The organism is Vibrio sp. ED004 (assembly GCF_023206395.1).
Lineage (GTDB): Bacteria > Pseudomonadota > Gammaproteobacteria > Enterobacterales > Vibrionaceae > Vibrio.
The window spans coordinates 1,051,113-1,071,170 of record NZ_CP066149.1; the positions used below are offsets into that span (position 1 = coordinate 1,051,113).

At 44.7% G+C, this 20,058-nt stretch carries 20 protein-coding genes; 5 read left to right on the forward strand and 15 right to left on the reverse strand.

Features of this window, described 5'->3' with window-relative positions; translation table 11 throughout:
- Nucleotides 1-507: 507 nt before the first annotated feature.
- The 8 genes from ITG10_RS04520 to ITG10_RS04555 form a co-directional block, all read right to left on the reverse strand.
- Nucleotides 508-1,770: a NupC/NupG family nucleoside CNT transporter gene (locus ITG10_RS04520; protein ID WP_017629634.1), complete on the reverse strand. Its 1,263-nt coding sequence runs from the start codon at nucleotides 1,768-1,770 to the stop codon at nucleotides 508-510.
- Nucleotides 1,771-1,974: 204 nt separating this feature from the next.
- The gene (locus ITG10_RS04525) at nucleotides 1,975-2,787 is read right to left on the reverse strand and encodes a TatD family hydrolase (RefSeq protein ID WP_017629633.1); all 813 of its coding nucleotides are present in this window, start codon (nucleotides 2,785-2,787) and stop codon (nucleotides 1,975-1,977) included.
- Complete coding sequence (locus ITG10_RS04530; protein WP_017629632.1) at nucleotides 2,768-2,923, reverse strand: DUF5363 family protein; 156 nt, start codon at nucleotides 2,921-2,923, stop codon at nucleotides 2,768-2,770. The genes ITG10_RS04525 and ITG10_RS04530 overlap by 20 nt, the downstream gene beginning before the upstream one ends.
- Nucleotides 2,924-3,021: 98 nt before the next feature.
- The gene (gene prfC, locus ITG10_RS04535) at nucleotides 3,022-4,602 is read right to left on the reverse strand and encodes a peptide chain release factor 3 (RefSeq protein WP_017629631.1); all 1,581 of its coding nucleotides are present in this window, start codon (nucleotides 4,600-4,602) and stop codon (nucleotides 3,022-3,024) included.
- Nucleotides 4,603-4,762: 160 nt separating this feature from the next.
- Nucleotides 4,763-5,218, reverse strand: a complete 456-nt coding sequence (gene rimI / locus ITG10_RS04540) for a ribosomal protein S18-alanine N-acetyltransferase (protein ID WP_017629630.1) — start codon at nucleotides 5,216-5,218, stop codon at nucleotides 4,763-4,765.
- Nucleotides 5,211-5,609 (reverse strand): DNA polymerase III subunit psi, encoded by a 399-nt coding sequence (locus ITG10_RS04545; protein ID WP_017629629.1) that lies wholly within the window; start codon nucleotides 5,607-5,609, stop codon nucleotides 5,211-5,213. The genes rimI and ITG10_RS04545 overlap by 8 nt, the downstream gene beginning before the upstream one ends.
- 158 nt (nucleotides 5,610-5,767) lie before the next feature.
- Nucleotides 5,768-6,271 carry an N-acetyltransferase gene (locus tag ITG10_RS04550; protein WP_017629628.1) on the reverse strand — a complete coding sequence of 168 codons (504 nt, stop codon included), beginning with the start codon at nucleotides 6,269-6,271 and terminating at the stop codon, nucleotides 5,768-5,770.
- Entirely contained in the window at nucleotides 6,255-6,824 is a 570-nt protein-coding gene (locus ITG10_RS04555; protein ID WP_128644329.1) for an SCP2 domain-containing protein, read from the reverse strand. Before ITG10_RS04555 ends, ITG10_RS04550 begins: the two co-directional genes overlap by 17 nt.
- 216 nt (nucleotides 6,825-7,040) lie before the next feature.
- On the opposite strand from ITG10_RS04555, the gene ITG10_RS04560 reads away from it, so the two are divergent.
- The 3 genes from ITG10_RS04560 (at nucleotide 7,041) to ITG10_RS04570 (ending at nucleotide 11,171) form a co-directional block, all read left to right on the forward strand.
- Nucleotides 7,041-9,080: a bifunctional diguanylate cyclase/phosphodiesterase gene (locus ITG10_RS04560; protein ID WP_017629626.1), complete on the forward strand. Its 2,040-nt coding sequence runs from the start codon at nucleotides 7,041-7,043 to the stop codon at nucleotides 9,078-9,080.
- 180 nt (nucleotides 9,081-9,260) lie between these two features.
- Complete coding sequence (locus tag ITG10_RS04565; protein WP_017629625.1) at nucleotides 9,261-10,274, forward strand: peptidase U32 family protein; 1,014 nt, start codon at nucleotides 9,261-9,263, stop codon at nucleotides 10,272-10,274.
- Between the two features lie 18 nt (nucleotides 10,275-10,292).
- Nucleotides 10,293-11,171, forward strand: coding sequence for a U32 family peptidase (locus tag ITG10_RS04570; RefSeq protein ID WP_017629624.1), 879 nt, complete (start codon nucleotides 10,293-10,295; stop codon nucleotides 11,169-11,171).
- Nucleotides 11,172-11,254: 83 nt separating this feature from the next.
- Here the strand turns inward: ITG10_RS04570 and ITG10_RS04575 are convergent, their stop codons facing one another.
- Both ITG10_RS04575 and ITG10_RS04580 read right to left on the reverse strand, forming a co-directional pair.
- On the reverse strand, nucleotides 11,255-12,592 hold the full coding sequence (locus ITG10_RS04575) for an MATE family efflux transporter (protein ID WP_017629623.1): 1,338 nt from the start codon (nucleotides 12,590-12,592) through the stop codon (nucleotides 11,255-11,257).
- An 89-nt stretch (nucleotides 12,593-12,681) separates the two neighbouring features.
- Nucleotides 12,682-13,089 (reverse strand): MarR family transcriptional regulator, encoded by a 408-nt coding sequence (locus ITG10_RS04580; RefSeq protein ID WP_026084112.1) that lies wholly within the window; start codon nucleotides 13,087-13,089, stop codon nucleotides 12,682-12,684.
- 169 nt (nucleotides 13,090-13,258) lie between these two features.
- Between ITG10_RS04580 and ITG10_RS04585 the strand changes: the two genes are divergently transcribed.
- Together ITG10_RS04585 and ITG10_RS04590 are read left to right on the forward strand one after the other, a co-directional pair.
- Nucleotides 13,259-13,768 carry a helix-turn-helix domain-containing protein gene (locus tag ITG10_RS04585; RefSeq protein WP_248386725.1) on the forward strand — a complete coding sequence of 170 codons (510 nt, stop codon included), beginning with the start codon at nucleotides 13,259-13,261 and terminating at the stop codon, nucleotides 13,766-13,768.
- 319 nt (nucleotides 13,769-14,087) lie between these two features.
- The gene (locus tag ITG10_RS04590; protein ID WP_248386727.1) at nucleotides 14,088-14,606 is read left to right on the forward strand and encodes an IS3 family transposase; all 519 of its coding nucleotides are present in this window, start codon (nucleotides 14,088-14,090) and stop codon (nucleotides 14,604-14,606) included.
- A 66-nt stretch (nucleotides 14,607-14,672) separates the two neighbouring features.
- Here the strand turns inward: ITG10_RS04590 and nlpI are convergent, their stop codons facing one another.
- From nlpI to rbfA, 5 genes are all read right to left on the reverse strand, one after another.
- Nucleotides 14,673-15,596, reverse strand: a complete 924-nt coding sequence (gene nlpI / locus ITG10_RS04595; RefSeq protein WP_017633286.1) for a lipoprotein NlpI — start codon at nucleotides 15,594-15,596, stop codon at nucleotides 14,673-14,675.
- A gap of 124 nt (nucleotides 15,597-15,720) precedes the next feature.
- A complete protein-coding gene (gene pnp, locus ITG10_RS04600; RefSeq protein WP_017633285.1) occupies nucleotides 15,721-17,841 on the reverse strand; it encodes a polyribonucleotide nucleotidyltransferase in 2,121 nt (706 codons plus the stop codon).
- A gap of 352 nt (nucleotides 17,842-18,193) precedes the next feature.
- Complete coding sequence (gene rpsO, locus ITG10_RS04605) at nucleotides 18,194-18,463, reverse strand: 30S ribosomal protein S15 (RefSeq protein WP_004728948.1); 270 nt, start codon at nucleotides 18,461-18,463, stop codon at nucleotides 18,194-18,196.
- A 211-nt stretch (nucleotides 18,464-18,674) separates the two neighbouring features.
- On the reverse strand, nucleotides 18,675-19,634 hold the full coding sequence (gene truB, locus ITG10_RS04610) for a tRNA pseudouridine(55) synthase TruB (RefSeq protein WP_248386729.1): 960 nt from the start codon (nucleotides 19,632-19,634) through the stop codon (nucleotides 18,675-18,677).
- Entirely contained in the window at nucleotides 19,634-20,047 is a 414-nt protein-coding gene (rbfA, locus tag ITG10_RS04615) for a 30S ribosome-binding factor RbfA (protein ID WP_017633284.1), read from the reverse strand. The genes truB and rbfA overlap by 1 nt, the downstream gene beginning before the upstream one ends.
- Between the last annotated feature and the right edge of the window lie 11 nt (nucleotides 20,048-20,058).

Below are 20,058 nucleotides of genomic sequence, written 5' to 3' on the forward strand. Positions count from 1 at the left end.
AAATAGTTAACTACTTCGCCCTCCATCCAGTATAGATGGATATTTTAGTAATGCTCAGTAGTCACAAATGAACGGACTTGGTTCCCTGAAGACTTGATAACTTTCGCTACCAATTGCAATCCTTGTCACCGCACAGTACCAGTTTGGTCTATGGCACAACAAATCAGTCATGTTGTGTCTAACATCTATAGCGTATCGCTAAGTTTGGCTTAATCCCAGAAGAATAACCTTTGGACGAATCCAAGCAGTCACTTTCTTGCCAAAAGAGACATCCTATCCCTTAAGCTTATACATTATAGGTATCCATCAATAAATTGTAGTGCTCCTTAGAACGCAAACGGTTTGTATCTCAAAAAAACATTCTAGACCCATTAATCGACATCAAGCTGATGCTTATGCTCATATTCATGCCAAAGAATCACTAGGCCTAAAAACAAAAAAGCCCCGCAGCAATTTCTTGCTACGGGGCGATATTATTATGGCGTCTATATATCTAAATCTACTTGATTAGAAAGATAGGAAGAAGCCAGCAATTGTTGCTGCCATCAGGTTAGATAGAGTACCAGCAATTACCGCTTTAACACCCATACGTGCGATGTCGTGGCGACGGCTTGGTGCAATACCACCTAGACCACCTAGAAGAATCGCAATAGAAGAAAGGTTTGCGAAACCACATAGTGCGAATGCGATGATTGCTTGAGTCTTCTCAGACATCACTTGGCCAGTTGCTGCAACAACTTGAGCGTTTTCACCAACGTATGGTACGAAGTTTAGGTATGCAACGAATTCGTTAACAACTGTCTTCTGACCAATGAAAGAACCAGCGATAGTTGCTTCTTCCCATGGAACACCGATGATGAATGCTAGTGGTGCGAAGATCCAACCTAGAAGAAGTTCTAGAGTTAGGTTTTCCATACCAACCCAACCACCGATGCCACCTAGGATACCGTTGATTAGAGCAATTAGACCGATGAATGCTAGTAGCATTGCACCTACGTTTAGAGCTAGTTGTAGACCAACTGATGCGCCACCTGCTGCTGCGTCGATAACGTTAGCTGGTTTGTCATCGCCACCGTCCATTTCGTCAGCGATGTTGTCGTCTGGCTTATCAGTTTCAGGCTTGATGATTTTAGCGAATAGTAGACCACCAGGTGCTGCCATGAATGACGCTGCAACTAGGTACTCTAGAGGCACACCCATAGATGCGTAACCTGCTAGTACACCACCAGCTACAGAAGCCAAACCACCACACATTACTGCGAATAGTTCAGAGTTTGTCATTTTAGGAACAAATGGACGAACAACTAGAGGTGCTTCAGTTTGACCAACGAAGATGTTTGCTGCTGCAGACATAGACTCGGCGCGAGAAGTACCTAGAGCTTTCTGAAGACCACCACCAAGAACTTTGATTACAATTTGCATAACACCAATGTAGTAAAGTACAGAGATAAGTGCAGAGAAGAAAATCAGAGTTGGTAGTACTTGGAAAGCAAAGATGAAACCGATACCGTCAACTGAGAAGTTAACTAGGCTGCCGAATAGGAAACCAGTACCGTCTTTACCGTAGTCGATCACGTTTGCTACACCAGCAGAGAAACCTGCAAGTAGATCACGACCCCAAGGGATGTAAAGTACGAATGCACCAAGTGCGAATTGGATAGCGAAAGCGCCACCCACTGTTCTTAGATTAATAGCTTTGCGGTTGTCAGATAGTAGTACTGCGATTGCGATCAGTGCAACCATTCCGACTAGGCTCATAAACAGGCTCATAGTTTATGACTTCCTTATTAGTTATTTATTGGCGTGTTACAAAATGGGGCTATAAAGCGGAGGCAATTATACTCATGCGACCACTAATAAAGTAATGCCGTCCTCACACTTTCGTAGAAGATTCATGTACCATTCACACGCAAATGTGACCCAAATCACAAGCTCAGTGCAATTTACGCAAACGATAAACAAAAACCTTCGATTTTATTCACATATACCGAATGCGCGATGGCTATTTTGCCAAATTTGCGCTGCAATCGATTGCTTTGGCTCTTTTCTAAGCAAAAAAAGTTCATTTAAGATCGTAACTAAATATTTGGAATGATTAACATTTCCTTGGTTTCCATGCATGGGCATGTCCGGAGCATCCGTTTCCAATACCATGTATTCAAGAGGCAATTTTGCGATGGCTGTGCGTGTTTTCTGTGCTCTTGGGTAAGTTATCGTTCCACCGACGCCAATATAGAAACCGAGCTTGATCCAAGCCAAAGCCTGCTGTTCACTCCCCGAAAAACCGTGAATCACACCACCTAAGGTGAATTTGTGCTGCTTTATTAGCTCAATAAGTCGGTTGTATGACTTCCTCTCATGGATGATTAAAGGCAGGTCAAACGCCTTCGCAAGCTCCATTTGTTGGATAAAAAAACGCTCTTGTTTTTCCTTTTCGACGTCGACAAAGAAGTCGAGTCCACACTCACCTATCGCGACACATTGGCTGTTTTTTGAAGAGAGTAACTGGTGAAGTTCCGAGAATTGCTCATCCTCCGCTTGCTCTAAAAAGTACGGGTGAAAGCCTAATGCATAGTAAACATTGGGGTGAGATTGAGCGATTTTGTCGAGTTTCCCCCAGTTACTTTGACCAATAGAAGGAATCAACAGTTTCTCAACTTGGGCTTGTTTCGCTTCTTTTAGGTAACCATCAAGACTTTCCTCAACTGAAAAACCGCAGTCAAAGGCGTCAAAGTCCGCATGGCAATGGGTATCAAATAGCGGAAAATCACTTAATTCTGGTGTCATCTTGCCCACTCTCTGTTTGTTGTCCTTGAGGATCACGACGATGAGGTACACAACTGCGTTTATTCTCAGGTGTTAAACCAAGCTCTTCACACCACTTATCGTATTTCTTAATCCAAACTTTTATCCAACCGAACATATTAACCTCACGCTTCCAACCTCAAATAGCACGTATTAAAAAACGCCTATTGCAGAACAATAGACGTTTTTGTTTAACTCGAATAGAGCGCGGAGTAATTAGTGCTCGCGCGTCGCTCGGAACTGAACTTCAGGGAAACGTTCAGAGGCTAGGTTCAAGTTCACCATAGTTGGTGCGATGTAAGACAGGTTGTCACCGCCATCTAGCGCAAGGTTAGATTGGTTCTTACGTTTGAACTCTTCCAGTTTCTTAGCGTCGTCACACTCAACCCAGCGAGCTGTTGCAACGTTAACACCTTCGTAGATAGCTTCTACGTTGTATTCTGCTTTCAAGCGCGCTACAACCACGTCGAACTGAAGTACACCAACCGCACCAACGATCAGGTCGTTGTTCTGCATTGGACGGAATACTTGTACCGCGCCCTCTTCTGAAAGCTGAACTAAGCCTTTTAGAAGTTGCTTCTGCTTTAGTGGATCGCGTAGACGAATACGACGGAATAGTTCAGGTGCGAAGTTTGGAATACCAGAAAACTTCAGGCTTTCACCTTGAGTGAAGGTATCACCAATCTGGATTGTGCCGTGGTTATGCAAACCAATGATATCGCCCGCGTACGCTTTCTCAGCTCGCGCACGGTCACCCGCCATAAAGGTTACCGCATCAGAGATACTTACGTTCTTGCCAGTACGAACATGGTTCATCTTCATACCTTGGTTGTAAGTACCCGATACGATACGCATGAATGCGATACGGTCACGGTGCTTAGGATCCATGTTTGCTTGGATCTTAAATACGAAGCCAGAAAACTTCTCTTCTGTCGCTACTACATCACGCTCATTAGCTTGGCGAGTTTGCGGTGCAGGAGCCCACTTCGTTAGGCCATCTAGCATATGGTCAACACCAAAGTTACCCAGTGCAGTACCGAAGTAAACAGGTGTTAGTTCACCAGCAAGGAACAGATCGTGATCAAATTCAGGACAAGCACCGATAACAAGCTCTAGCTCTTCACGTACGCTTTTTGCAAGATCGTCGCCTACCGCTTCATTTAGCTCAGGGTTGTCTAGACCTTTGATGATACGTACTTCTTGGATCTCATGACCGTGGCCAGATTCGTACAAGATCGTTTCATCACGGTGAATGTGGTAAACACCTTTAAATTCTTTACCACAACCAATTGGCCATGAGATTGGAGAACAAGCCATACCCAGCTCGCTTTCCACTTCATCAAGCACTTCCATCGGGTCACGAACGTCACGGTCAAGTTTGTTCATAAACGTTACGATTGGCGTATCACGCAGGCGTGTTACTTCCATTAGCTTACGAGTACGATCCTCGACACCTTTCGCAGCATCGATAACCATCAAACAAGAGTCAACCGCAGTTAGTGTACGGTACGTATCTTCCGAGAAATCTTCGTGTCCTGGAGTATCTAGTAGGTTTACTAGGCAATCATTGTATGGGAATTGCATTACCGACGTAGTTACCGAGATACCACGTTCTTTTTCCATCTCCATCCAGTCAGATTTAGCGTGCTGGTTAGAGCCACGGCCTTTTACGGTACCCGCTTTCTGAATCGCGTTTCCGAATAAAAGAACTTTTTCAGTAATCGTGGTTTTACCCGCATCCGGGTGAGAGATAATTGCAAACGTTCTACGTTTGCTCACTTCTTGTTGGAAAGACATAGTCGCCCTTTGCTGATCTAAAGCGTAAAAAGGGCAAGTAGATAATACTTGCCCTTGAATTCTGTGTGCGGATTATACAGAAAGCGTGTCACTTTCTAAAGGGTCAGTTTGCACCCTATTTTATGGCTCATTATCTGCGTAGCGAAAAGACAAAATATAACTAACTAAACGACATAAAAAGATAGCTCATAATGATCGCATCTTCATTGCCTTGCTTAGTTGGGTAATAGTTACGACGGCGGTCGACTTCGTTAAAACCCGCTTTCTCATACAAGTTAAACGCGTTCACGTTACTTTCGCGCACTTCTAGCCAAGCACTTTCCGCGTCAGCCTGTTCACACATATCAAGAAAATGCTCGGTCAGCGCCTTGCCATAACCTTTACCTTGCAGGCTTGGGTCGACAGCAATATTAAGCAGCGTGACTTCACCAACGATATTCTGCGCGAAGAAATACCCGACCACTTGCCCATCGACTTCAAGCACATGGTGACAAGCACCTCGACTATCGAGATCGCGAATCATCGTTTCAGACCAAGGGTGAGAATGCGCTGTCTGTTCTATCTGCCAAATAGCGTCTAGGTGTTGCTGTGAAGTCGGTAAAAATTGATTAGTCATAAGCACAAATTTGTTGCCATAAATCGCGGCGGTGTTGGTTATTACCATTGATGTCAGATAGTAATGGTGATTGTAATGTTTTTGCTTTCAGCTCTTGGGCGGACTCACAACCTGCAAACCATACCCATTCAACATCACCGAGTTCGATAGAAGAAAGGTGTTGAGGCTGAATATGTAAGGCTTGAGATAAGTCGAGTTTGATACTTTTGAGTACACGCTCAAACATCACGGCGAGGTCTTCCTGAGGTTTTTCAGGCGATACCAACAGTAACTTGCAATCGTTAGAGAGCGGAGTCAATTCAAATTCATAGCCCGCCAAACGCTCTGAGTGGCTAAGCTCCCATTGGCTAATGCCCATCTCTTGCAGGTATTGTGCATGTGTTTGTGACATATCTAGCAGTGTAACCTTAGGTTGATAGTGGGTGGCTTATTAGAGCAGAGTTAAAACGAGCTCATCAGAGTTGGGCTGATACTAACAAAAAATAAAGGAGCATCAAGCTCCTTTATTTAGACTAAATCAGTTTGCACCATATTGCGTGGGAAATAGGCTTATAAGTCGTTGAACTCAGGACTGTAAGCAATCTCACCAGAATATCCCGCAAGCGCACCTTCAACTAACTCGATAGCTTGAAAGGCTCCCTCAGGCACATCCCAAGTGCAGCTCAAACCAAATTCACTCGCATCCTTGAAACCAAAGCGACCGTAATAGGCAGGATCACCAAGCACAACACAGGCAGGGTAACCGAAATCAACCAAAGTAGAGAAAGCATCTTCAACCAGAGATTTAGCAATGCCTTGGTTGCGGAACTCTTCTTTCACAGCAAGTGGCGCAAGCCCCTGCCAGTTGTGATCGTCACCTTTAAGGGTAATTGGGCTAAACATCAGGTGACCAACCACCTCGCCTTCGTCAGAACAAGCCACCAGCGATAGCGTTAAATGACTATTCTCACGCAAGCTCATAACCAAATTAGCTTCTGCATCCGTTTCAAAAACAGATTTCAATAGACGATCAATGACAAGTATATCTGCCGGTGCTTCAGTTCGAATAAGCATTCATTACCTCACTTTGTGTATCTGGGGATTGTACTCCCTTCTGCACAAAATCAGCTAATTGATTTAACAAAGTTTTCATAGGAGTCGGCAATAAGTCCAAATCTACGCTATCCATCAAGTTTTTGACCTCTAAACCGAGCTCTGTATCACCTTCAATAGACAGTCGACGTTGGAAGAAAAGCGTATCTGGGTCTTCTTTACGTCCCGCAATCAACACAAGATCGTTAAGATTCCCGCTAAAACTGACATCTTCAGCGACTTCTTTATCAGCTACAACCAGTTGCTCATTTTCGTAACTAATACACCAACTTAACCCCATATCTTTTATTGAAACTTTCAGCCACTTATCTTCTAAGAACTCAAAGTCACCGTCTTCTAAAGCTTCCTTGAAGACACTCTTCAGCGCTTCTAATAAGGCTCTTTTTTGTACTGTTTTAGGCAATAACTGGACTGGAGATCGCAAAATTGATGCGGCATTTTGAACTAGTTGAGTGCGAATCTTGTTTATCACGTGACTTATCCGTAACTTTGTCAATAATATGGAATGCATCATAGATGATGTTGAGATCTCAGTTACTGTTATGTATCAAATTAACTTCTGTTTGATACTCGACCTTTAATATCCTGAAAATCACAGTTATAGTAACTCAGGTAATGAGAATTACAGCGGATCGCTGCACTCACAGGTAAATATCGATAACCACACAAAAAGTAATAAATATTTATCGATAGTGAATATTCAAGCTCTTGGAGAATTGGTAGTACTTTGATGCCTCCCCAGCAACTACAACATTGGTTTACCCAGCTAACTGCAAATAGTCCGTTCTTTTTTGCAGTACTTGATGCTCAACATAACTATTTTATGGTGAATGAGCGTTACTGCGATATTGCTGGTTTAAGCCAAACTGAGCTTGCAGGCATGAATGACCGCCAAACATTAGGCGAGCAGTTCTACCAACATCTTAAGCCTTACTATGAGCGTGCCTTCAATGGCGAAACAATTGAGGCCGAAGTTACTCTCAACGAAACTGACCTCGATACCAGTCTTCATTTTAGCTTATCCCCTCTAGCAAACGGCAATAAAACCGACTACATCGTCTTTCATGCCTTCGATACATCTGAGAACCAAGTCCTTGTCCGTTCTTTAGAAGAGTCCGAAGCAAAGTTCCATAAGCTCTCTCACCTACTCCCAGACGGATTACTGTTGGTTGAGAACGACTACATCTTGTCATCCAACCCAGCCGCAGCTCGCTTGCTTGGTTTCAATTCCACCACTGAGTTGATTGGCGAAGAGTTAGGCCGCTTATTTATCGATGAACAAACCAAAACAGTCTTCAATAATAGCCTGAGTTCTATTATTTCTGAGTCTGGTTTGGTTTGCTTAACGGGCGCTCGATGTGGCTTTGAACGTAAGGTTCAACTCAACATCGACTCAACGGCCATTCTCGGCAGTAGCACCCAACTAGTGCTTATCCAAGACGCGCAAGAAACCGCAAAACAATACACTCCGGCAAACAGTGAAGATGCTTACATCGACGCGTTAACCAAGCTCTATAACCGAGTTGGGTTTACCAAGCGCCTTGAGCAGTTCATTCACAACGATACGCCTGTTGTCATGCTCTACTTAGACATTGATAACTTTAAAAATATCAATGACTCACTGGGTCATCACATCGGTGACAAGGTGATTAAAGAGGTCGCTTCGCGTCTTAAACGCTTACTGCCTCGTCAAGCCGTTATCGGTCATTTGGGTGGTGATGAATTTGGTATTATTCTCCCAGAGCCTGAACATCAGCGAACGCCTGAAATGCTCGCTGAAAAGATCATTTCCTTGATCAATCAACCGTTCGATCTTCACCACTTTAGTAAACGCTTAGCCTGCTCTATTGGTAGTGTAAGCTTTCCTCAAGATGGTACTGATGCTCGCATCCTGCTTCAAAATGCCGACACTGCGATGTATGAGGCGAAAGATCGTGGTCGTAATCGCCTGATCAAGTTCAACGAACAGATGAACAAAGAAGCGCGCATGCGGCTGTGGCTTGAGATAGAGCTGCAGAAAGCGCTGCAACAAAACGGACTCGAGGTTTGGTATCAACCAAAAGTAAACGCACGTGACTTCACCATTAACGGTGCAGAAGCTCTAGTACGTTGGAAGCACCCAGTAGAAGGCTACATAAGCCCAGCTGCCTTCATCCCAGTTGCAGAACGTGCCGGTCTTATCGAGCAGCTTGGTCGTGTGGTGATGCGTGAAGTATTTGCGACAGTTAAACGCTGGAAGATGCAGGGGATCCTGCCTGGCCGCGTGGCAATCAACCTTTCTCCTGAACAGTTTGGTAATCCAAAGCTGATTGATTACATGGAAAAGCTGCTACGTTCGACAGAGCTAGACCCAAGTGCAATTACGTTTGAGCTGACAGAAAGTGCGGTGATGAGTGACAGTGAACACACACTGCAAATGCTCAACGCGATTAAAAAGCTTGGCTTCGCCCTATCGATTGATGATTTTGGTACCGGTTATTCTTCTCTGTCTTACCTTGCTCGCTTCCCGATTGATGAGCTTAAGATCGACCGTGCTTTCATCTCAGATATCGATACCCTACCAAAGCAAATTACCGTGATTGAAAACATCATCAACCTGGGTAAGTCTCTCGATTTAACCGTGGTTGCAGAAGGTGTCGAAACCAGTGAGCAAGCGACGCTGCTGTCGAACCTCAACTGTAGTTCCATTCAAGGCTTCCACTTCTATCGCCCACAACCTAAACAAGATGTTGAAGAGCTGTTCGCACAAAACCGCCGTCATAAGAACTGATTAGACGATTCGAATACGCACCGCCTTCCAAGCCAAAACAACACACAAAACCACAGCTCGTCAGTACCTCAAACGGAGTAAAAGCAGATTTATCCATCTAAACCTGCCTTATATCAATTCCGTCATTCATAATTCTTCATAAAATGCTCGCTTCAACTTAATTCTACTGGTAGTGAGCAAATGGAACTCTTATGCCCAGCGGGTAACTTACCTGCTTTGAAAACCGCCATTGATTGCGGTGCGGATGCTGTCTATATCGGATTCAAAGACGATACCAATGCCCGACACTTTGCAGGCCTAAACTTTGCCGGTAAAAAGCTCGATCGTGCTGTGCAGTATGTGCATGACCGCAACAAGAAAATTCATGTTGCCTTAAATACGTTTGCTCACCCAAATGGCTTCGAACGCTGGACTAATGCTGTAGACAACGCAGCTGCGCTAGGTGTCGATGCGCTGATCATCGCAGACATCGCAGTACTCGAATATGCTGCAAACAAATATCCAGACCTTGAACTGCACTTATCTGTACAAGCATCTGCGACCAATGCCGCTGCTATCGACTTCTACCATAAAAACTTCAACGTTAAGCGTGTGGTATTACCCCGTGTATTATCGATTCATCAGGTCAAACAGCTTTCTCGTAACATCACTTCTGACGTTGACCTTGAAGTATTCGCTTTCGGTAGTTTGTGTATCATGGCAGAAGGTCGCTGTTACCTATCTTCATACATGACAGGTGAATCACCAAATACGGTTGGCGCTTGCTCTCCTGCGAAATACGTTCGCTGGCAAGAAACAGAAACTGGCCTAGAGTCTCGCTTAAACGAAATCCTTATCGATAAGTATGAAGCGGGTGAGAACGCGGGCTACCCAACGCTGTGTAAAGGTCGCTTTGAAGCGGAGATCGACGGTGAACGCAAGCGCTACCACGCACTTGAGGAGCCAACTAGCCTAAACACATTATCAATGCTTCCTGAGTTGTTCGCTGCGAATGTTGCTTCGGTGAAGATTGAAGGTCGTCAGCGCAGCCCAGCTTATGTTGAACAAGTGACTCGCACTTGGCGCGCAGCCATCGACCGCTACTTAGCAAATCCTGAACAGTACCAAGTGGAACAAGCTTGGAATGCGACACTGGCGAATGTATCGGAAGGTACACAAACCACGCTTGGCGCTTATCACCGTAAATGGCAATAGAGCCAAATGGAGAACTCAATGAAATACGCATTAGGCCCTCTACTTTATTTCTGGCCAAAACAAGATGTTGAAAGCTTCTATGAGCAAGCGAAATCAAGCTCTGCTGATATCATCTACCTTGGTGAAGCCGTGTGTTCAAAGCGTCGTGAGATGAAAGCGAAACACTGGATGGACATCGCAAAAGAGCTGTCTGCTTCAGGTAAGCAAGTGGTACTGTCGACCATGGCATTGTTAGAAGCGCCAAGCGAAGTCAACATCATGAAGAAGTACATTGATAACGGTGACTTCGCGATTGAAGCCAACGACGTGTCTGCTATTCAACTGGCAAGCGAAAGCAGAGTACCTTTCGTTGTCGGCCCAGCAGTAAACACCTACAACGCGCGCACGCTGAACCTGTTCTTGAAGCAAGGTATGACACGTTGGTGTATGCCGGTTGAGCTGTCTCGTGAATGGCTAAGCAACGTCATGACACAGTGTGAAGAGCTCAATATTCGTAACAAGTTCGAAGTCGAAGTATTTAGCCACGGTTACTTGCCTCTTGCTTACTCAGCACGCTGCTTTACGGCTCGCGCAGAAAACAAAGCGAAAGACGATTGTGAAACCTGCTGTATCAAATACCCAACCGGACTACAGGTCGAGAGCCAAGAAGGCCAATCGGTATTCAACCTTAACGGTATCCAGACCCAATCGGGTTACTGCTACAACCTAGTGAATGATTTACCCAACATGCACGACTTGGTTGATGTGGTTCGTTTAAGCCCGCTCGGCATCGATACCTTCTCTGAAATTAATAACTTCAGAGCTAACGAACGAGGTCAAAACCCGATGAAGATTGAAAGCCGCCAATGTAATGGTTACTGGCATCAACTTGCAGGTTTAGACGTAAAAAACATCTAGTTCGATAATTAAACCTATCAGCTACAGATGCAAAAAAGGTCTAGCATTCGCTAGACCTTTTAGTTCGACTTAAGAAAAGCGACCTATGCCGTCGCTGTTTCCATCAATGAAGCATCGAGCTTCTTTACGTCTTTGTAGAGCATCACCATCACCACCACGCTTAACGCAATGTTAGACAATGGGTACGCAATCCAGATCCCCGGCACACCGTACAACTTTGGCATGATGTACAAGAAAGGCAGCTGAATAAGCATATTGCCTATCGTCACAAACATCGCCTTGCTGCCCTTGTTCACTGCTTGGTAATAAGCGCCCGCTACCACTAAGAAACCATCAAGTGCCAATGCAAACATGTGTAGTCGAATACCCAATACTGTGTACTCTACTAGCTGTGGTTCGTCAGAGTTAAAGACTGACACGAACTCTCGAGGGAACGCGTTGAGAAGCAACACAAACGCTACACCGATCAATACTGAACTCAGCATCGCAATCTTAAGTAACTTACGAATATTCGCTTGGTTGCGCGCACCATGGTTGTAGCTCACTAATGGTTGCATACCGTTTGCGATACCTTCAGCCGTGAGGTAATAAACCGTCACGATATAGCCCAAGATAGCGTAAGCACCAATCATCAATTGGTCGCCATATTGAGAGAACAACGCGTTGTGCAATGCCACCATCATTGAACCATAGGCGTACATAAAGAAGCTTGATGTACCAATCGCGAAGATCTGTGGGATAACCGATAGCTTCAGTCGCAGTTCATTCCAACGTAAGCGTAAGTTTGCTCGACGTGAGAAGAAGTAAGCCAGACCCAAGCCTGTTACCACAAATTGTGCAATTGCAGTGGCTAATGCCGCACCCATCAACTCCCAACCAAACTGAGCGATAAACAGGTAATCGAGAACGATATTAATCACCGCACCGACAATCATCAGTATCGTGGCTAAGTTCGGGCTGTCATCGTTACGCAGCAGAAACGGCATCGCGATAGAACCCAAAGTGAAGACACTGGCACCAATCAGGATGTGTAAATATTGCAGGCCAAGTTCGTACACACGCCCTTCTGCACCCTGCCAAAGCAAGAAGTTGTCGGCAAACAGATACAGTAACGCGGAAACAATCGGTGTTATCGCCAGCAGCAAAGTTAGACCGGTCGCCAGGATCTGTTTAGCACCTTGAGTATCTTTTTCACCTTGACGGATCGAGACAAGCGCACCAGTACCTACGCCCACCAGCATACCAATACCGAGAATCGAACCAATCACAGGCCACGCGACGTTAATACCCGCGAGTCCATCAGCGCCAACATAGCGGCCAATGAAAATGCCATCCACCACTTGGTACAGGCCATTAACCAACATCGCTGCCACGGTAGGGATTGTGTATCGCCAAAATTGACGACTAATTGAGTTACTCATTTCTTACTCTACTTTCATTTGTGAGTCGCATATCAACGAGATATGACTCGAAAAATTAGTTAACAAGGCTAACTAAATATCTAAATTATTTACTTCAAAGCTTTGTCTAATAATAGGTTCAGTTGCTTAGATTCTTGCTCAGACAAACGGCTTTCTAGTATTTGAGCCATCACTTGGTAGATCTTGCTCTCTTCTTCTAAACCCAACTCCGCTTTGTTGGTCAATACCACTAACTTGGATCTTGCATCTTCAAGTGACGCCTTACGCTCAACTAGGCCTTTTCTCTCAAGCCTTTGCACCATAGTGGTCGCTGAGGGCTTAGTCACCTGCATTTCAATGGCAAGATCGGTCAATCGAATCGGCTCTGGAGAAGCCTGAATGACCTTCAAATAGTCATACTCATTGAAGCTCAATTGGCAGATAGGATCTTCATTCACCTGAGTGCGCCATATCTTAGAGGCGAAGCGCTCAATCTTTTCTAAATTCTGGTTTAGCATACTCACCCAATCAAAGAATGGCATTTAGTTAGCAAGACTAACTATTTTAATATTGTTTAAATAAAAAGCAATCAAAACGAGATGAAGATCATAAAAAATAGTCATAAAAAAAGCCGCTGACAGTGAACTGACCCCCAATAGTTGGACACCAATTATTGGGGGTCTTTTTATGTCCAAATATAGCCGAGAGCTAAAATGTATCATTGCTAAGCAATACTTAGATGGCACGTCATCTCTCTACTTAGCCAAACAATATTCAATTTCGTCAAGACAGGTTCGGTATTGGGCTCAAGTGTTTGCCATCCACGGCACTGCTTCATTTTTACCAACTAAGCATGCTGCTACTGCTCAGACAAAACGAAAAGCATTGAATTTAATGTGGACGAATGAATGGTCTCTCACGCACACTAGCGCAGTATTAAACCTCTCATCCCCTGGGATACTCTCTGTCTGGCTCAAACGATTTAATGAGCTCGGTATCAAGGGGCTCAAAATGCGCCAGAAAGGAAGACCCTCAATGAAACAGCAACCTCAACGTACCACTAAGCCTGATAATGAAATGACACTTGAGGAGCTAAAAGAGGAGTTGGTCTACTTACGAACCGAGAATGCCGTTCTAAAAAAGTTGGAAGAGTTGGAGCAGGGAAAAAACCGTCGAACAAAGAAAAAGCGGTCATAGCTCTAACTCTTAAAGGTCAGTACCCGTTGAAGCACTTACTGCACACTCTACAGCTGGCAAAAAGTGTCTTTTATTATCAGGCTCAAACAAGCAAGCGCCCAAATAGCTACGAACGTGAGCTGCAGTTGATAAAGTCAATTTATCATGAACATAAGGGCCGATACGGCTACCGCCGTATTCACTTGGAATTAAAAAATCAGGGGTTCGTGCTCAATCACAAAACGGTTCAAAGGCTTATGGCTCAGCTCAACCTTAAATCGACGGTCAGGATTAAAAAGTATCGTTCATACCGAGGTGAGTCTGGAACAACTGCTCTAACGTGCTTGAAAGAGATTTTAGTGCGACTCAACCCGATGAAAAATGGGTAACTGATGTCACGGAGTTCAAAGTCAAAGAGCAGAAAGTATACTTGTCTCCCGTTGTCGACTTGTTTACTCAGGAAGTGGTTGCTTATAGAGTGGCCAAAAATGCTTGTTTGCCGCTTGTCACGGATATGCTGACGGAGGCTATATCTACGCTTAAACCCAACTCAAAGCCAATTATACATAGCGATCAAGGTTGGCAATATCGTCATCGACACTATCAGAAAAAGGTAGCGGAGAGTGGGTTAACGCAAAGCATGTCGAGAAAAGGTAACTGCTTGGATAATGCGGTTGCTGAAAACTTTTTTGCTTTACTCAAAACAGAGATGTATCAAAACCAAAGCTTTGAAGATGCAGATGCTCTGATAGAGCAAATTAAAGAATACATCGAGTACTACAATACCAAACGTATAAAAGTGAAACTAAAAGGCCTGACTCCGATGGAATATCGAACTCAGGCCTTGAAAGCCGCTTAACAGAAATGTCCAACTTTACGGGGTCACTTCACAGGCAGTGGCTTCTTAATATTCACGGTGTATTGCTTATCGAGCGTTAGCTTCTTCTTCAGCCTCTGCCAACTTAGCTTGAGCTAGATGCTCAGCTTTAAGCGTAGTGAAGATACGGCTTAACTCTAAGAAAGAGTAACGGTGCTCTACGTATTCATACACGTTGAAAGACACTGACAGCTTATACAAAGAGATCGCATTCGCGTAGTCACCATTCATGTGGTAACGCTTAGCTAAGTAGAAATAAGTCTCTGTTAGGCGCTGTGCCAATAATGTGTTGTCACGAGTACCGGTTAAGATAGCCTTGAAAGCCTGTTCTTCGGTAATGTCATCAAGCATGATGGCCACTAACACCCATCCCCACTGCTCATCACGGCTTTCGTAACGCTTTTGTAAATCAAGCTTAGCTTGTTCTGGCGTGAGTTCATGCTGAATGATGTACAACCATAGAGCACGGAACGGATCGCTAGGATCATCGGCGTAGTGCTTCATCATCTCTTCATTAGCTAAGTCGTAACGTTCGCCGTAGTAGAGAGCAATAGAGCGGTTTCTTTCTGCATAAGAGTTTGCAGGATCAAGCTCTAGCGTGGAATCAAACGATTCGTAAGCCGCATCAAACTCCCCTACCTGCGTAAAGTAAACACCCAAAAGATTGAAGATATCAGGTTGAGCTGGGTTCAATGAAAGAGATTGGTTGAAGTCGAGGCGCGCTAAGTCACGCAGACCAACACTGTCGTAGTAGTTACCACGTTCAAACAGCATCTTAGCTCTAACTTCATCGTTCAAATCTGGGCGCTGCAATAACTGACTAAGGCGTGCAATTTGAACTTCTTGCTGAACGCTTGGTTGCAGTGGCACAGCCATTGGTGGATAAACCCAACGTGAGGCGTTATCTGATGTTGTTGCACAACCAGTTAGTACAAGCAGTAAACACATACTCGCGGTTTGAAACCATTTCACAAATAATTACTCCTGTTATGACCGCAATAAAAAAGGGGAGCGATATGCTCCCCTTTATAACATGCTTTGTTGACGATAGGTTAGAAATCACTAAAAAGCGATATCACCATCGACACACTGAGAATTACTCAGCAGCAGGTGCTTCGCCTTCAGCTGGCGTTTCAACTGCTTCTTTCATGCTTAGACGTACACGGCCTTGACGGTCAATTTCAAGAACCTTAACAGGCACTTCTTGACCTTCAGTTAGGTAGTCAGACACTTTCTCAACGCGCTTGTCAGCGATTTGAGAGATGTGTACTAGACCATCTTTACCTGGAAGGATAGTTACGAATGCACCGAAGTCAGCTAGACGAGCAACTTTACCTTGGTAAATGCGGCCAACTTCAACTTCAGCTGTGATCTCTTCGATACGACGGATAGCTTCTTTAGCAGCTGCGCCTTCAGTAGCAGCAATCTTGATTGTGCCATCGTCTTCGATTTCGATTGTAGTACCCGTTTCTTCACAAAGAGCACGGATAACTGCGCCGCCTTTACCGATAACATCTTTGATCTTGTCAGAGCTGATTTTCATTGTGTGGATACGTGGAGCGAATTCAGAGATATCTTCACGAGCACCAGAGATAGCTTCATCCATTACAGAAAGGATGTGCTTACGTGCACCTTGCGCTTGGTTAAGAGCAATTTGCATGATCTCTTTAGTGATACCTTCGATCTTGATGTCCATTTGAAGAGCAGTGATACCTTCGTTAGTACCTGCTACTTTAAAGTCCATGTCACCTAGGTGATCTTCGTCGCCAAGGATGTCAGAAAGAACAACGAAGTCGTCGCCTTCTTTAACAAGACCCATTGCGATACCCGCAACAGAAGACTTGATTGGAACACCAGCATCCATAAGCGCTAGAGATGTACCACATACAGAAGCCATTGAAGAAGAGCCGTTAGATTCAGTGATTTCCGATACAACACGAACTGTGTATGGGAATTCATCAACAGAAGGCATTACTGCAGCGATACCACGCTTAGCTAGCTTACCGTGGCCGATTTCACGACGCTTAGGAGAACCTACAAAACCAGTTTCGCCAACACAGTATGGAGGGAAGTTGTAGTGTAGTAGGAAGTTGTCTTTACGCTCGCCTGTTAGCTCATCGATGATTTGAGCATCACGTTGTGTGCCAAGAGTAGCAGTAACGATAGCTTGAGTTTCACCACGAGTGAATAGAGAAGAACCGTGTGTACGAGGAAGAACACCAGTGCGTACGTCTAGCGCACGAACCATGTCTTTTTCACGGCCATCAATACGTGGGTTGCCAGCGATGATGCGGCTACGTACAACGTTTTTCTCTAGAGAACCAAGCATGCCGCGGATTTCGCGCTCGTTTAGTTCTTCGTCTTGAGCTAGTAGTGCTTCAACAACGTCGTTCTTGATTGCGCCAACTTGCTCGTAACGAGCCATTTTCTCAGTGATTTGGTAAGCGTCAGATAAACGAGCTTCTGCAAGCTCAGCAACACGAGCTTTAAGCTCAGTGTTTACTACTGGTGCTTCCCAGTTCCACGCTGGAGTAGCAACTTCTGCTGCGAACTCGTTGATAGCGTTGATAACAACTTGTTGTTGATCGTGACCGAAAACAACTGCAGAAAGCATTTCTTCTTCAGTTAGGTTATCAGCTTCAGATTCAACCATAAGAACCGCGCCTTCAGTACCAGAAACCACTAGGTCTAGTTTAGACGTTTCAAGTTCAGTTGTGCTTGGGTTAAGAACAAGTTGACCGTCGATGTGACCTACGCGTGCAGCACCGATTGGACCGTTGAACGGGATACCAGAGATAGCAAGAGCTGCTGAAGTACCGATCATTGTTACCATATCAGGTTGAACGTCTGGGTTTACAGACATTACTGTAGCGATAACTTGAACTTCGTTCTTGAATGAATCTGGGAAAAGAGGACGAATTGGACGGTCGATTAGACGAGCCGTTAGTGTTTCGCCTTCAGATGGACGACCTTCACGCTTGAAGAAGCCACCTGGGATTTTACCAGCAGCGTATGTACGCTCTTGGTAGTTAACTGTTAGAGGGAAGAAGTCTTGACCTTCTACCGCTTCTTTTTTACCAACAACAGATACGAATACTGAAGTATCGTCCATTGTTACCATAACTGCTGCAGTAGCTTGACGAGCAATAACGCCAGTTTCTAGAGTAACTGTGTGGTTACCGTACTGAAACGTTTTTACAACTGGTTTCTCAAACATTGTATTTCCTTTATCTAAAGAGTGTTCTTTAGAGTCAGTAAGTTGGAACCCAAAAATCACCAATCGCGACTAGTCAAAGCAGACGGAATTAATTCGTTATATCAAAAATACAACGAGCATCCACTTTGAATAGTCGCGACCTATTGGCCGACATCTGTGACTGTAACTTCTGGGTCGTATAATACCTATACAGATAGCTGTACAGGCGACGCATAGTATAAACTATTTTTATATACAGGGATATTTTCGCGCTGAAAAAGCTCCGTGAATTACTTCAAACTCTGTCTTTCAGGCACAAAAAAAGGAGCAATAAATGCTCCTTTTCTTCAAACAGTCTTTGCAGACATCGCTATTAGCGACGTAGGCCTAGGCGCTTGATTAGATCTTGGTAACGAGAAAGGTCTTTACCTTTCAGGTAGTCAAGAAGCTTACGACGGCTAGAAACCATACGTAGAAGACCACGACGGCTGTGGTGATCGCCTTTGTGTGCTTTGAAGTGACCTTGAAGGTGGTTGATAGAAGCAGTTAGTAGTGCTACTTGTACTTCTGGTGAACCAGTATCGCCTTCAGCGCGTGCGTATTCTGCAACGATTGCTGCTTTAGTTTCTGCATTCAGAGACATAATTCTCTCCTGATAAGAGTAGTTTAATATTTGTAGCAGCCAATCTCTGATTCAGCCGCTACGCGAGCCGAGGATTATAGGGAAGTTTGTCAGTTGGTGCAATAACAATCGAACGCCTTAAAAACGAAAAAAGCGAACTGCCTAAATTAGGCGTCCGCTTTCTGTCTTATTTGCTCGTCTTTAACGACTCAGCACGAATATTTCACTCGATTTAAGCACTCGCTTGTGGTTCTTCATCTCTGAAAACAACCAAACGTTTCGGTGCTACTCGGCCATCTTCAGCAATTTGAGCAACGCCAACAAACAGCTTATCCTCACCGCTTGTCATGCGAACTGTACCATCCGTTGGAGCACCAGCAACTTGAACAGGCATACCGTGCTGAACTAGGTCAGTCAGTTCCGCATTCAGGTTTACTTCTGGTAGATCTTCAACAGCAGTGTCCATTGGCATCAACAGTGGATCAAGCAGCTCTTTCGGTGCAATTTCTTGCGCCTGCGCTTGCTCTAAGATCTCGTTCAGTTGTTCCAAGGTTACCATACGCTCGTAAGGGTACTTTGCTACACCAGTACGACGAAGCATGGTCACGTGAGCACCACAACCTAGCATCTCACCAAGATCGTCGGTGATTGTGCGGATGTAAGTGCCTTTTGAACAATGCACTTCCATCTCAACTTCATCGCCTTCAAAGCGAAGCAGTTCAATAGAGTACACCATGATCTTACGAGACTCACGAGGAACCTCAATACCTGCACGTGCGTATTCATACAAAGGCTTACCTTGATATTTCAATGCAGAGAACATTGAAGGGATCTGGTCAGTTTCACCTTTGAAGGTTTCGATACAGCGCTCAAGTTGTTCTTGAGTCACGTTTACATCACGTGTCTCTACCACTTCACCATCTGAGTCAGAGGTATTGGTACGCTCACCAAGCTTAGCGATCACTACGTAGCGCTTATCAGAATCTAAAAGAAACTGAGAGAACTTCGTTGCTTCACCAAGACAAATTGGCAGCATGCCAGTCGCAAGAGGATCCAGAGCACCGGTGTGCCCTGCCTTCTCTGCAAAGTAAATACGCTTTACTTTTTGCAGTGCATCATTAGACGAAATGCCTGTTGGCTTATCTAACAGAATTACCCCGTTAATAGGGCGACCTTTACGACGGCGAGCCATTACTCTTCGCCCTTAGACTGAGTTTCGTCAGTACGGCCAGCTTCTTGTTGCTTACGCTTATCATCGTTTAGCACTTCACTTACCAGGTTAGACATGCGCATGCCTTCTACTAGTGTGTTGTCGTAAGTAAAACGAACTTCAGGCGTTAGACGGTGACGAATACGCTTGCCTAGTGCCATACGGATTGGCACTTCGTGCTCTTTAAGAGCAGCAAGACATGATTCAGGTGTCTGCTCACCAATACATAGGAAAGTAACGAATACTTTTGCGTAAGCAAGGTCACGAGACACTTCTACGTCTGAGATGGTTACCATACCGATACGTGAGTCACGAACTTCACGTTGTAGGATAAGTGCTAGCTCTTTTTGAAGCTGCTGAGACACACGTTGTGTGCGGCTAAATTCTTTTGACATTTTCTTTTCTC